Raw genomic sequence first — 14,906 nt, 5'->3', positions numbered from 1 at the left:
TTATCTCAATCGACTATTTCCAATATTTTTAAAAGAAATAATGCGCCAACTATACCAACACTTGAGGCAATATGTAATGCATTTGGTATAACATTGGCTCAGTTCTTTTCAGCAGACAAAACTCCTATTGAATTAACAGAGGAACAGTGGAAGTTGTTTAAGAAATGGAATGAGTTATCAGATGAGAAAAAGAAGGTGTTGTTTGATTTAATGAATATTATGTAAAATATTAAGATATATAAGAGATTAAACTGACCTCCAGAAGTTAAATTTTAAAATTTAATTTTTGGAGGTCAGTTTGATTTCATAGCAATTTTTTTATATTTCATCAAGTTGTGTGTACATAGTTATCACTGTTTCCTAAAATGTATCAGATTGTGTATGAAAGGCTCAGTAATTAAAAAGCAGGGAAATTTCCATAATACAAAAAATAAATTTTAATAGAGAGGAGAGCTCTGTTTTGTTGCTGAGCGTATGGACGCAACCAATACCTGCTATATTTGTGACGATTAAGGAAAAGATATAGACACTATTTCAATTCATCCAACTAATTCCCAATTGCCAGCCCATTGTTGTGTTGTACAATTGTAAAGGCGTCGGTAGACAAAGCCATTTTCAAATTTATAGCGCCATTCATATTGGTATGCACGTTCGTCTGCTTTTATATTGTAAGTAATATTGTTGGCAGCGTTAACAGGAACAGTTGTAAATATTAATAAAATTGAGAGTAGAATTAGTAGATAGCTTTTTTTCTTAATCATTTTTGGCCTCCTTAGGTTGAGTGTATATTATAATATCATCTTCAAATGATCCAACAGAATCGAGATTTTTAATGAAAACATTATCCACATATAAATCAAATGTACCGTTTGGAAGAGCAATAAAAAAAGAATTTCCATTAGAAAAATATTGTTTTTCAATTTCTTGAGGTACACTATATGGAGAAAACGTGATAAAAATAGGCAGAATCAAAACACAAAAAACTAAAGTGAAAGTTAAAAAATTATGTAAATGAAAGTTAAATGTTCTATCTTCATCAACAAGTATAGCCTTTATTCTTCTTGATATAGAATAAGAACTATTTGCTTGAAAAGTGGCAGCAAATTTAAAGTTTTTTTGACTTTCCTTTAATCTTGCAATTTTTAATAAACATTGTAAATATGAGTATTTTTGTTCAATTTCTAAATGATTGGTTACTATTATATCTACTTTTACTTCAAGCAAATTTGATATGAGCAGTTTAATCATATAAAAGAGAGGATTCCACCAATATATCGCATGAAATAGTTCGAAAAGGAACTTTATTATCAGATCTCTTTGATAATAATGTGCAATTTCATGTGATAATACATAATACCATTCGTCATCAGACAATTGAATATTTGGAATCACTATACAAGGATTTTTTATCCCAAATATAAAGGGAGTAGATTCATGCTCTGAAGTAACTAAACGAAAACATACAGGATGTTTATAATTACTCAAGACGTTTTCTAATATTTGATATAAATGCTTATCGGTTGAGCTTCTTAAATGATGCGTTACTATGGTAAAAGAAGAGTAATTCCATATCAGTTTGCCAAGACAATAAATACTACCAATTATCCAAATAACTGTAAATACTTGAAATATGCTAAAGGTAAAATTATTTATTGTAATGATAGGATTATATAGAAATAAATATATTTCCGGTAATACGTTAGTTACTTTTATATTGAATACAAATGGATAATCAAAAGGGAGTATAAGATGTGAAGCAGTGATTAGCAAGCTTATAAGAAGGAAATAATACCTTTTTCTTAAGATTGCTGGAAATCTTTGTAAGATAAAATAAACAAATATTAGTACAATTGTACCAACAATAGAGTTGAATAATAATGTATTAAATATATTGCTCATAGCATTTCCTCTAATTATATTTTCAGTTAATTATCACTAGTAAAAAACTTAATCACAAGTCTTTTTATCTTTTAATTTTTCTTTTTTTTCGTTAACCAATCTCTCCAATTCATCAAGTTCTTGCATATACCTAGTTGTATCATGTTCTTTTTCCAATAAGGTAGCAACAAGGTTTGAAGTAGATAAACCTTCACTTAAAAAAGAATCTACAAATTTTTGCATATTATAAATTTTCTTACTCTGAGATGGTTGGTAACAGCGACTTAATACAGTGCCACTATATTCGACACCTGTTACTAGAATTAAGTCCATGCTGCTTAATTTAGTTAATACCGCCCTGACTGTATTAATTGTCAGGTTTTTGCCTTTGCAAGCTATCTCAGCCGCCATAAGTGGTTTATCAGAATCCCATAGAATATTCATAATTTCTTTTTCACGTTTGGTCAAATTATAAATGGAATTATTATCATTCATAAAAACTCCTATACTAAATTATTTATTAAATTTATGTTATTAAAATTATTTATTAAATTTATGTTATTAAAATTATATATTATAAAAAAAATATTGTCAAATCATATTGAATATTAACATGATATTTATTATATTTTTAGCTTGTAATTAATTTTCATATCTGATATGCTATATTTAATTTATTAAAACAATAATAAAAATATTAAGTCAATTATATGTGAAAGGGGTGAATCCATTGAATTAGGAAAATGTACGGAACTTTATTGTATAACACTTATAGAAAAGGGGATAACTTATGAAATTAAAAGATACAGCTAAGAAAATTAAATACGCAATAAGAACATCGATATTAATAATCTCTTTGTTTTCATTATCATTAACAGCTTTTGCATCAAATGCTCCAAGTGCTCAAATGAAAGAAGAATACTATCAGGAGTATCTTACCATTGTAAGTGAAATTAGCGAAGAGGTAGGAATCCCAATGAGGGTAATACCGGCCAAAGAATTTCAGGATGATCAATGGATAACACCAGAAGAGTTTCGCGCATCAATAAGTGCATCTGCTGCAGAAATTGCGGCTGCAGAATTTATTGTCTCTGACAGTGAAACTACCGAGCCGATTAAAGGAGGAATTTCTCCGCGGTCTACCGCTATAAAGACAAAGACTGGTTCTATATCAGCAAATAATAAAACTTATAAGATTTCTGTAACGGGAACCTTTACCACACAGTATAATGCAAGTGCAAATCGTCAAGTTTTCTCAGGTGTATCAAAAGTTACATCAACAAGTGCAGATGCCGGATTATGGTCACAGATTAGTTATGATTACTACTTTGCTGATACACATAGAACTGCATGCGTGACGGCAACAGGTTGGTGGAAGCCACAGGGCAGTACAGTAGAATATAATAGAGGATGCTTCATAGAATTTTACTGTAATAGTAATGGTTCTGTTTCATAAGATATTAGTATTAAATGCTGCGAGTTGATCTCAAGCAAATAGTCAATATAGAAATACCGCCAATCTCAAATATGATTGGCGGTATAATTTTGTTTACTAGCTTTTATAAATGCAAATTGTAAATATAATTAATTTTGGAGGATTGTATATGCTAGATTATGAGTGACATATTGAGATATAATTAGCAAGTATCCGCATATAATATCGTCTGAATTTAATATAAAAAAGTGGCAAACAATATAGGCATAGTAAAGATTGTGGGCCAATGCGTAGGAGCAAATTATCATATGAAGAAATAAATGAAAAGTTAATGTATTTCAATAGCAATGTAGTAATCCCCAAGTCCTCACATAGAAATAAAGTAATTGATAATAAGAAAATTTTTGACTTCTATCTGTCAAACAAAGAGATGGAAGAGATAAGGAAAATAGATAAGAGGGAAAATCTGTTTGGCTAAAATAAGTCGTAAAAGTTATATCTTTCTAAAAATAACATTTAAAGTTAGTTGATTTTCACGGAGACATTGTTTTCTAGTGTTGTTCTTCAAATTATGTTTTCTTTACCAGGTTCTGGGAAAAACTGTATCATATAAAAGTAAGTGAGGGGATTATGGAACTATCAAATTATATATAGCCAAAGGCTTTTTCAGTGTATGCACGTTGTTAGAAATATCGGGATGAAAAAGTATATTTACCGATATATAAGGTGCTTGAATGAGATTGTCGAAAAGTAAATAAGAATATGCTCTCTTTGAGATTGTAATTTGGACGATACATGGAATTTGTCAATTAGTATGATTATTAATCATAATTATATTATATTGTTCCAGTTAAATATGATTATATCATGTTTATCATTAAAATCAAAAGATAAGACTGAATAAAGAGAAAAGACGAAGGAAGAATTGGGGGATTCTACAAAAGAAAAAATATCTGCTAATAAAGTGAAAGTAGTTTTTCTATCACTTTTGTTTTTTGTACAGAAACAAAGATACTATATTATAGAGAATTATCATACATCATATATATGTAAAAAGACTAAAACCAAACAACCAAAAAGGTTATTTGGTTTTTCTTTTTACCAAAAACTAGCGAGTAATATATTTTACTTTTGGAGCAGAGCACCACCTTTTCCGGTTTTGAATACTTCAAAAACCGGAAAGGAGAGTGCCACAGATGGCAGAAAGAGATACATATTATGTTGGAATAAATGGGCAGAGCTTTGAAGTCAGCAAGGAGTTATATGATGCTTATTATAAAGGAAAACGAAAAGAAAAGTATTTTACTCATGATTTGAAAGAAGATCAGAACAGAGTGGATAAAGAAACCGGAGAAGTCATCATAATTCCAAGCAGAGAAGATTCCTATGAAAGGCTCATAGAGGCAGAAAGACAGTTTGCAGAGGATGCAGAAACTGTGGAAGACGCAGCGGTACGGGCAGTCATGATAGAAAGGCTAAATAAAGCGTTACATATGCTGACAAAGGAAGAAGCAGCTATAATCTATGCTCTGTTCTATCAGGAAATCAGTGAAGCTGAATTAGCAAAGCAACAGGGAATTGCCAGAACTACTTTACAGTCCAGAAAATATAAAATATTAGAGAAATTGAAAAATTTATTATAAATTTTTCGGCAGCCCCCTTCACTTGACGGCAAAGTCAGTGAAGGGGTTTTTCTTTGCCAGATGCCAGACAAACCCTATTCAACGAACTTTGACAATTGAATAGGATTTGTGTTTTAGACACAATGTGCATCAGGCACAGAAAACGGCAGGCCGGGCAACCGGAAAGCACCCGGTCAGGATACGCCATGCGGAAGTATAACTTCCAAGCGATCTCTATCCGTGACCGTACCGCCCTGTGGTGGGGCGTATGCGATGACACCTGCCGGATAATTATGATACTTCCATGTTTATGGCCCGCTCAAGGAGGCAGCGGGAGAACGTACACCCATATTTGAGAAAGAATATGGGGCGGCTTCTATGATGTCTGGTTACCGCCAGAATGGCTGATGCACTTTTAAATGAAAAGCAGCAGAAGCCATGGGCTGGAGGGAATTATTTTTGTTAAAGAAAAAAGACAGGCAATACCTTCCAACCTATGTATGTGCTGCTTTCGGACAGTACAAGAACATTAGGAGGCGATAAATAATGGAGACAATGATACTGATTTGTCCGGCAGATGTGAAGAACAGATTATATGAGGCCGGAATTTTTAAGGAAAAGGAAGATGCTGTTTTACTGGTGGGAGATTGCGTATTATTGGAAAGAGAGAATGGAGATAGCATGTCCTACCGTGCAGTAAATATTGATGATTTTACTTCAAAATATTTGTTTACGAAAAAACAGCCGATTGATAAGGCGCAGTATCCTAAAATTGCAGAACGCATTGCAGGACTGGAAATCAGCCATATGGACAAAGAAATAATAAATGGGAGTCTAAGAGCGGAGAACCTGCTTGCTTTTTTATTTGATACAATACTGCCACAGCATGGGATGAGACTACGGGAAAAGCAAAAAGAATTGTCTTTTGTAATGCTGAAAGCCTTACAAGAGAACAAGCTGGCATTATGCGAAGCAGAGGTTGGGACAGGAAAGACGCATGCTTATATATTGGCTTTAACGATCCATAACTTATTTTCAGAAAAGAAAGCACCAGCAGTTATCTCCACATCAACGATTGCTTTACAGAAAGCATTAACAGAAGAATATATCCCGCAGATATCAGCCATTCTTCTGGAGCATCATATCATAGATCGTCCTTTATCTTTCGTCATAAGGAAAGGGAAGAGCCATTATGTATGTGATTCCAGGTTAAAAACTTATGAGGCATCCGTTCAGCATATGCAGAGAGACCGGGACATAGACTTGTTGGCAGATCTGGAAAAGCTTCAGGGAATAGAAGAAAGGAAACTGGATTTGGATAATGCTCCGCTGACAGCTTATGTAAAAGGAAGGATTAACGTATTCCAGTGCAGAGATAATTGTTCGTATGCACCGATTTGCCGCTTTATGCGTTTTCGCAAAAAGTGTCTCTCAGGGGTATATGATTTTCAGATTACCAACCATAACTACATATTAGCAGAAATGATCGGTAGAAAACAGGGACGAAAGGCATTATTTCCAGACTATGGTGCGATTGTATTTGATGAATCACATAAATTAGTGGATGTTGCCAGGCAGATGTATAGTACGGAGTGGGAAGAGCAGGAAATGGAACAGATCCTTCGGATGTTAAAGATACATGAAAGTTATTCCTTACTTGATGAAAAGAGAGCAGAAAAGCTGGTATTGCTGTGTAGTCAGTTGGAAAACTGGAACCGCCGGATATTTGAACGAATGGCAGGGGGACTAAGTGGAAGACATACGAGGGAAGAAAGCCGGGTGGAAATAAAGTTAGGTATGATGGAACGCTTTTATCTGAAGCAAATGATTAACGGGATGGAACAGTTACCACTGCTTTGCCGGGAAAATGGTGGTACGGGACAGAGGGAACGTTCTATCCGCAGACAGTGCCAAAGATTGACGGACAAGCTCACCGTCTTTTTAAATAGCAATCATTTTATATGTTGGATGGAAAAAGGGAATAACGGTAATCTTGCCCTTTGTGCGATACCTATGGAGCTGGAACGCATGTTATTTCAGGATATATGGAGCAGGCACATGCCAGCAATTATTACTTCCGGCACCATGTCGGTCCGCGGAGATTTTACCCACTTCAAAAAGAATACAGGAATCCAATATGTTTCAGCGGGAAGGATCGTGGAGACAAGCAAACCGTCCCCCTTTGATTATCATAAAAATGGACTTTTATATATTCCGGAACGGATGCCTTTTCCGAATATCAGAGAGGAAAATTACATAAAGGCTGTTATGGAGGAAATCAGTAAGATTGTCCGTGCAACACATGGGCATACACTAATTCTGTTTACTTCTTACTGGCTTATGGAGCGTATTTATTATGGACTGAAAGACGAACTATCTGATTATCCGCTGTTCCTCATGGGAAGGGGCAGGCTTGATATTATTGGAAATTTCAGGAGGAGTGGGAATGGGGTTTTGTTTGCCAGTGATAGTGCTGGAGAAGGAATTGATCTTGCGGGAGATATCCTTTCATCCTTGATTGTGGTCAAACTGCCCTTTCCAGTGCCAGATCCGGTCATGGAGTATCAAAAGACGCAGTATGAGACCACCTATGGTGAGAAAGAAAGTTTTGGTTTATATAGGAAGGAAGTCATTATCCCAGAGATGCTGATTAAACTCCGCCAGTGGTTTGGACGGGGCATCCGCAGGGAGAATGACACCGCAGTATTTTCAATTTTGGATAGCAGGGCATCCCTAAAAGGAAGATACCGGAGAGAAATATTGGATACGATACCAGCTATGCCAGTTACTGACCGAGTAGAAGAGGTGACAGGTTTTATTATAAGGAATAAAGCGGAAGATTACTTTTATGGGGAGGAAGTGAAAGAATGAAAGTGATTTTGATAATGGCAGGTGTGGGAACGGCCATCCTACTGATTATTTTTACTTTATTATATTTGTCTTTCAGAAATGCAGGGAGATGTATGAAAGATAGCGAGGAATTATGGAATGGCCGATAAGGGCATGAATAAATGAGCCATGATACGGCATAGGACAATCTGTATTCAGCATAATGTAAAGAGAGGAAGGAGGACGAAAAAATTGCTGACTATAGAAGAACCACAGAATATGAGCATTATTAGCGGCAAGATTCCGAAAAATAATATGATGGAAATAAACAGAGATGATTTATGGGATATTGATGAAATAAATATTGATAAAGAAAAATCTATTAAGGATAAGTTAGAAGAGTTTGTATCTATTGCAAAAGGAGATTTGTCTACCCACTTGAATGAAGATTATGTTGTAAGAGTACACTTCAGTCAAAACGACTATTCGGCAACGGATGCTATGAAATATTATATGAAACAAATTGCAGAATTGAAGTATTAAAAGGCTCGACAAGATAAAAAAGTTATGTTAATCTAAAGTCAGGATTGAAAGCGGAATCCTGACTTTAGCACAATGTTTGTGTGGCTTCTTAGTAGCGAATAAAAAGTCAGGAGTGATGCAAATGAGCAAAATAGATATTTATGATACTGCCCTTTATCTGCGTCTTTCTAAAGATGATACAGACATTGATGGCAGGAATAAGATAGAAAGTAATAGTATCAGCAGCCAGCGTGATTTGTTGAGGTCATATATTCAAGATCATGAAGAACTGCGTATATTTGACATTTATATTGACGATGGTTACTCTGGAGCGAATTTTGATAGACCGGAGTTCGGAAGGATGATGGAAGATATTCATGCAGGCAAGGTGAACTGTGTGCTGGTAAAAGATTTATCGAGATTTGGACGAGATTATATAGAAGCCGGGCGGTTTATTCAAAAAACCTTCCCGGCTTTAAATGTACGCTTTATTGCGATTACGGATAACTATGACAGTTTATATGCGGATAGGACTGACAAAGGTTTGATACTTCCTGTTAAAAATTTTGTAAATGACAGTTATTGCAGAGATATATCAATAAAAGTAAAGTCCCAGCAGAAGATGAAACGTATAGAGGGAAAATGTATCAGTGCATTTACTGCCTATGGATATCAAAAGAATCCAAATGATAAGAATCGTTTGATCGTAGATGAGTATGCGTCAGATATCGTTAGAAAAATATTTGCTTGGAAAATTGCTGGAATGAGCATGGGGACAATTGCAGATAAGTTAAATGTAACTGGAGTTTTGTCTCCAATGGAGTATAAGAAATCAATTGGAGTGAGGTATTATACAGGATTTGAAGGGGCATCTACCGCTAAATGGGCGGCAACATCAGTGAAGCGTATCTTGGTAAATCAGGTTTATATAGGAGATATGGTTCAAGGGAAACAAGAAAAGATAAATTATAAGATAAAGAAAAGGATTGATAAATCTCAGGAAGAGTGGATATGTGTTAAGAACACCCATGAGGCCATTGTCTCAGATATGGAGTTTTGGATGGTTCAGGACTTGTTAAAATATGATGGAAGAGCTTCCCAAAATACGGATATGAGTAACCTATTTAGTGGAGTTCTAATATGTGCGGACTGCAAGGCTCCAATGATAAAGAGAATAAATAAATATAAAGGAAAAAAGAATGTTTATTATATTTGTCAGACAAAAAATAAGTCTTTAGGATGTAGCCGCCATAGTATAGAAGAAGAACGATTAAAGCGGATTATATTCAAAGAAATAAAAAAGCATTTGGAAATAATGGTATCTTATTCAGAAGTTTCAAGTTACCTTGAACGTTTAAATGTGAATTATGAACAGGTTGTAGAGTATGATTCACAGATAGCGGCATTACGTGCAGAATACAATAGATACTATAATTTAAAGAGTATCCTGTTTCTTGATTTAAAAGAAGGGCTCATTAATAAGAAGGAATTTGATGAATTTCATAATTTATATGAAAGCAAATGTATGGAACTGGAAAACGTAATTGCGGCACAGAAAAAAGTTATAAAAGATATGTTTCAAAATGGAATTATGGCAAAGTCACAAATTGAAAAAATAAAGGAAACATTAGAATTACCTGAACTTTGCAGAGAACTTTTGATAACAACAGTAAGTAAAATTTATGTTTATGAGGACAAAAGGCTGGAAATAGAGTTTCGTTTTGCAAATGAAATGGATAAATTATCTGTTATGCAGGAAATATGTCACGAAAAGACCTCTTTACAGGAGGTGATTTAAATGGCAAGGACAGCGAAAAGATATATGGAGGAACCAGTAAGAATAAAGGGAACTTCAATTATAACATATTCTGTTGGAATATATAGCCGCTTGTCAGTGGACCACAATGATAGAAAATCAGAATCTATTGAAAACCAAATAGAAATTGTTAGACAATATATTGATGATTTGAATAGTAGGGCTGGGAGAAGGCAGGAGATGGTAATATATGATGTTTATATTGACCGTGGTACTTCCGGAACATCCTTTGAAAGGGCAGGATTTAAGCGGTTAATGAATGATGTTAGAAACCATGTAGTGGATTGCATTATTGTAAAAGATTTATCAAGATTTGGAAGAGATTATTTGGAGACAGGTAATTATATAGAAAAAATTTTCCCGTTCTTGGGAGTTAGGTTTATTGCTGTTGCTGATGATTTTGATTCCATGTCAGAAGATGTTTCAAGAAGAAAAATGGTAATGAATATTAAAAATCTAGCAAACGATATGTATGCAAAAGATATTTCAATAAGGGTAACAGCATCCAGGAGAATAGCTGCAGAAAGTGGTGGATATATAGGAAGCTTTGCCCCTTTTGGATATGGTGTATCAAAAATAAATGGGATACGAAAGTTAGTGATTAATCCTCAAAGTGCTGAAATTGTTCGTTATTTATTTCAAAACTATGAGGATGGAGCATCTTTTAAAGAGATGGTATCATCTCTTTATGAAAAAAAGATACATAGAATCAGCGACTGCAATAAATATGGGCATGTTTACTGCAAAAGTGGTGAGGTGCTGCATCAGTGGAATCCAAGCGTTATTAGAGGAGTATTATCTAATCCGGTATATTGTGGAAGACTGGTACAATGCCGGAGTAAGTCAATGCTGGTGGAAGGACAGAAAGGAATCAGACAGACAACGGAAAAAGAGTGGATTACCGTAGAAAGTTGTCATGAACCGATTGTAGAATTAGAGTTGTTTGAAAAGGTAAATGCGGGTTTGAACAAAAGTAAGAAAAATTGGGATGAAAAAAGTACATTTCAAGAAGAGAATATTTTCTGCAATATCCTATATTGCAAAAACTGTGGAAAAAAAATGAAAGCAGTTTCTTATCAAAGTAGGATTGATGGAAAGAAAAGTTATGCTTATTACTGCAAGAGCGCTTATTATATTGATGAAAGAAAGTGTTCGAGAAATTATATCAGGGAAGAACAGATTGAAAAATTTGTATCAGAACAGATTAAGAAGACACTGAATAAACAGGGATTTACGGCCAAGAAATTAACAACTATGAACTGCTTGGAATGTGTGAGGAAAACAGATGGCTATCGTGAAGAACAGCGAAAAATCACACAGGAGAAGCAAAAGCTTATTACTCAGGCTGGTACTATGTATATGAAATATAAAGAAGATTGTATCAATCGGCAAGAGTATCTTAGTTTTATAGAGAATAAGGTAGAATATGAAAAGTTCTGTGAAAAAAGGCTGGAGGAATTAAAACGGAAGATACGAAAAAGTGAATTAAGGGCGGAGGAAGAGAATAAATATTTGCGTTCTCTCCAAAGTGCAAAAAGATGTAAAAAGTTAAATATTCACTTAGTAGAAGCGTTAGTTGAAAAAATAATTGTTTCGCCGGATGGAAATCTTGATATTATGTTCTGTTTTAGCAATGGAGGTGGATATGATGCCGAAAGATAAGATTGCGGGTTACTACCGCCTTTCCGTAGAAGATGATGATATTAAGGTGGAAAGCAATAGCATTACCAATCAAAGACTGTTGATTAAAAGATATCTTTCAGAGCACAGAGAGTTTTCCGACCATGAATACTGTGAGTTTTACGATGATGGCATTTCCGGGACAACAATGAACAGGCCGGGGATGCAAGCTTTGCTTGAAAAAATAAGGATGAACGAAGTAAGGTGCGTGATTGTAAAAGATCTGTCAAGATTTTCGAGAGACTATATTGAACTGGGAACTTATATGGAGCAGATTTTTCCGTTTATGGGTATCCGATTTATCTCCATTATGGATCACTATGACAGTAAAGATTATGTGGGAAAGACGGCAGATATTGATATCGGTTTTAAAAGTCTGATGGCAGATTTTTATTGTAAAGATGTTTCTGAGAAGACGAGAAGTGCGGTGTTGGAAAGAAAAAATCAGGGAAAGTATGCAACTGGAAACACTCCTTTTGGGTACAAGAAGAACGAAAGTAATTCCAATGAATTGATAATTGTACCAAAAGAAGCGGAAGTAATCCGGCATATATTCGAACTGGCTTTAACGGGAAGAAATCTAACCCAAATTTGCAAAAAATTAAATGATGATAATATACTTACACCACTAGAATATAAAAATTTGAGAAAGAAGCAGAATCGAAAAGAATTGCAGCAAGAGCGTAAATATTGGCAACCAGGGACCGTAAGAACCATATTATTAGATGAAAGTTATATTGGAAATATGGTTTATAACAAATGGATGCAAGAAGAGGTAGGAGGAACTCGTAGAATCATAAAGCCAAGAGAAGAATGGAAGGTATTTAAAAATCATCATGTACCTATCATTGACAAATCTATATTTTATGAGGTACAGGAAAACTTCTTGAATAGAAGAAAGGTAGAGCGGCAGCCGATCTTATATGCATTGAAAGGAAAAGTATACTGTGGATATTGTAAACGAAATTTACAAGTGATGAAACTTGCAGGTGGTAAGCTATTTTATTATTGTCAGAATCAAAAACTGAACAGTGACAATGAATGTATTGCTGACAGTATTAGCAATGAGATTTTGGAAGAAGTCGTGTTGCAGGAAATTCGAAAACAGATTATAGAACTGGTAAATATGGAAGAGACAAAAAGAGAAGTTTTTAAGACACAGAAGAAGGTACTTGAGAGAAACGAGAGAGAAGCCAAAGAAATTGATGCGGAGATTTCTGAGCTGATAACGGTCAAGGCTTTAGCATTGGAAAACTACCATATGGGAAAGTATACGAAGGAAGAGTATATGGCATACCGCCGACAATTGGAACAGCAGATTTGCAATAAACAGACTATTTTGAAAGAAATAGAAAAGCAAAAGGAAATTTGTGCCGTTCTGCTGGAAACTAATTCTAAAGATTATGAGAAATACTTGAACTATGCGGGTATTACAATACTTACAAAAGATATAGCAGATATATTTATAGACAGGATAGATATTGACAAGGAAAAAAGTATCGATATCCATTGGACGTTCTGCGAACAGGGATATGACGAGCAAAAAGACGTGACAATAATGTAACACGATTCATTAGTGAAGGAAGCAATAATATAATAAAAATAGTGGAAAAGTGACAATAATACAACACGAAACCATGTGTTTTTAGGAAAATTGACTCAAAAAAGAACAAAAAGTGTTCAAAAACTTCGTAGCAATTACTTGACAGCAGGGGGGATTGTGAAAGGAAATGATCCGTATCTTTACGGGGAGAAGGTGCGGGCTTATTTGAGGAGAGGTGCAAGACCGTTACGGGGAGAGGCGATTTATCCGAATGCGAGGGTGGGGTATGGGGCGCTTTGTTTGGCGGATAGTTTGCCGATTTGAAAAAGAACTATAGACAATACTTTCTAAAATTATAAATTTATAGAAGTAAAGTCGCCCGAATTAAATCAGTTGACTTTAAGCAATTATATAATCATAAGATTTCTTGCATTAAAATTTGTTAAGGCTGGCTTTTTTCGAGAAACGGTTACCTCTGCATATATCTCAGTAGCGGCAATCCTTGAGTGGACAAGTTAAAGGAATAAATATCTATAATTTTGAGAAAAGAGAATATTTTCTTAGTCTTTATGACATAAAAGCGTTTTCAACAACAAAAAGTTGTGTTAATATAATAAAAATAGGTAAAAGTTATTTGAGATTTTGGAGTTCAGAGAAATCTCACATAAGAATTCGGGAAAATAATCTCATAATTGAAGGAAAATTGTTGCATATATCGACAAAATAAACAAAATTATAGACATAAAAGAATATATCAATTAAAATATTTGCTATATGGTCACAAATACATAAATATGGAGAGAGTTTATAGGGAGGGGGATACCTATGTACCATGTAGCAATTTGCGATGACGATAAGAGGTTTGTGCAGTATGTGAAAAGGATGATTTTAAATTGTGAGTTGAATGAAAATGAGGTTTTTTTCCATGAATATTATTCAGGAGAGGAACTAATAGAAGGATGTACAGCACAAGAAAATGTCGATTTACTGATACTGGATATGCAGATGAGACAATTAGATGGAAATGAGACAGCTAAGCAATTCAGAAAAAGTTTTCCTACATCAATTTTAGTGTTTTGTTCAGGTGTGTGCCGGCCTACAGTGGAATGTTTTGAATCGGCTCCATTTCGCTATTTGTTGAAAAGCTATACGGATGCCCGCATAAATCAGGAAATGAGAATAATTATAAAAGAGATGAAAGAGCGGAAAGAGGAACCGTATATTGTTGGGAACTGGTATTATAACACTGTAAAATTAAAACCGCAGGAAATATTATATATAGCGATTGCCAAAAATGGCAGCAGTATATATATTTGTCCTAATATTAAAAAATATGATTTTGAAAGCAGTATAACATGTAAAGAACGAGTTGACGAATTATATTGCGTGTTAAAAGATTACGGCTTTGCATATGCTCACAACAGTTATATTGTGAATTTGAGATATATCAAGAGAAAAACAATAACGGAACTGGAGTTGACCGATGGTACAATCTTATCGATTGCCCGTTCAAAAGAGAAGGAACTGAGAATGGAATTAGCTAAAAGTATGGCTAAAAAATATTGAGATATATGAGGATGA

At 34.5% G+C, this 14,906-nt stretch carries 13 protein-coding genes; 10 read left to right on the top strand and 3 right to left on the bottom strand.

What is annotated here, in order from left to right; translation table 11 throughout:
- Positions 1–225, top strand: a 225-nt coding sequence (locus tag CC90_RS0110930; RefSeq protein WP_031390807.1) for a helix-turn-helix domain-containing protein, incomplete at its 5' end; no start/stop codon positions are given.
- Positions 226–539: 314 nt separating this feature from the next.
- Here CC90_RS0110930 and CC90_RS0110925 read toward each other — a convergent pair.
- From CC90_RS0110925 to CC90_RS0110915, 3 genes are read right to left on the bottom strand one after another with little or no spacing between them, the layout of a single operon-like run.
- On the bottom strand, positions 540–761 hold the full coding sequence (locus CC90_RS0110925; protein ID WP_031390806.1) for a hypothetical protein: 222 nt from the start codon (positions 759–761) through the stop codon (positions 540–542).
- Positions 754–1,899: a M56 family metallopeptidase gene (locus CC90_RS0110920; RefSeq protein ID WP_031390805.1), complete on the bottom strand. Its 1,146-nt coding sequence runs from the start codon at positions 1,897–1,899 to the stop codon at positions 754–756. Before CC90_RS0110920 ends, CC90_RS0110925 begins: the two co-directional genes overlap by 8 nt.
- A gap of 48 nt (positions 1,900–1,947) precedes the next feature.
- Positions 1,948–2,373: a BlaI/MecI/CopY family transcriptional regulator gene (locus tag CC90_RS0110915; protein ID WP_031390804.1), complete on the bottom strand. Its 426-nt coding sequence runs from the start codon at positions 2,371–2,373 to the stop codon at positions 1,948–1,950.
- 295 nt (positions 2,374–2,668) lie between these two features.
- Here CC90_RS0110915 and CC90_RS23110 point away from each other — a divergent pair, with 295 nt between their 5' ends.
- The 9 genes from CC90_RS23110 (at position 2,669) to CC90_RS0110860 (ending at position 14,891) form a co-directional block, all read left to right on the top strand.
- The gene (locus CC90_RS23110) at positions 2,669–3,334 is read left to right on the top strand and encodes a hypothetical protein (protein WP_051869400.1); all 666 of its coding nucleotides are present in this window, start codon (positions 2,669–2,671) and stop codon (positions 3,332–3,334) included.
- A gap of 1,175 nt (positions 3,335–4,509) precedes the next feature.
- Complete coding sequence (locus CC90_RS0110900) at positions 4,510–4,956, top strand: RNA polymerase sigma factor (RefSeq protein WP_031390802.1); 447 nt, start codon at positions 4,510–4,512, stop codon at positions 4,954–4,956.
- Between the two features lie 525 nt (positions 4,957–5,481).
- Positions 5,482–7,806, top strand: coding sequence for an ATP-dependent DNA helicase (locus CC90_RS0110895; protein ID WP_165919316.1), 2,325 nt, complete (start codon positions 5,482–5,484; stop codon positions 7,804–7,806).
- 210 nt (positions 7,807–8,016) lie between these two features.
- Positions 8,017–8,307, top strand: coding sequence for a DUF6870 family protein (locus tag CC90_RS0110885; RefSeq protein ID WP_031390800.1), 291 nt, complete (start codon positions 8,017–8,019; stop codon positions 8,305–8,307).
- Positions 8,308–8,428: 121 nt separating this feature from the next.
- Positions 8,429–10,084: a recombinase family protein gene (locus CC90_RS0110880; protein ID WP_031390799.1), complete on the top strand. Its 1,656-nt coding sequence runs from the start codon at positions 8,429–8,431 to the stop codon at positions 10,082–10,084.
- 24 nt (positions 10,085–10,108) lie between these two features.
- Positions 10,109–11,764, top strand: a complete 1,656-nt coding sequence (locus tag CC90_RS0110875) for a recombinase family protein (RefSeq protein ID WP_165919315.1) — start codon at positions 10,109–10,111, stop codon at positions 11,762–11,764.
- Positions 11,748–13,346: a recombinase family protein gene (locus tag CC90_RS0110870; protein WP_165919314.1), complete on the top strand. Its 1,599-nt coding sequence runs from the start codon at positions 11,748–11,750 to the stop codon at positions 13,344–13,346. Before CC90_RS0110875 ends, CC90_RS0110870 begins: the two co-directional genes overlap by 17 nt.
- 156 nt (positions 13,347–13,502) lie before the next feature.
- Positions 13,503–13,649 carry a hypothetical protein gene (locus CC90_RS23730; RefSeq protein WP_165919312.1) on the top strand — a complete coding sequence of 49 codons (147 nt, stop codon included), beginning with the start codon at positions 13,503–13,505 and terminating at the stop codon, positions 13,647–13,649.
- Positions 13,650–14,150: 501 nt separating this feature from the next.
- Positions 14,151–14,891, top strand: a complete 741-nt coding sequence (locus CC90_RS0110860; RefSeq protein ID WP_031390796.1) for a LytR/AlgR family response regulator transcription factor — start codon at positions 14,151–14,153, stop codon at positions 14,889–14,891.
- Positions 14,892–14,906 lie beyond the last annotated feature (15 nt).

The sequence above is a fragment of the Kineothrix alysoides genome (assembly GCF_000732725.1).
GTDB classification, from domain to species: Bacteria; Bacillota; Clostridia; order Lachnospirales; family Lachnospiraceae; genus Kineothrix; species Kineothrix alysoides.
The sequence above is the reverse complement of the archived record's forward strand: the minus strand, read 5'-3'. Positions and strand labels throughout refer to the sequence as shown.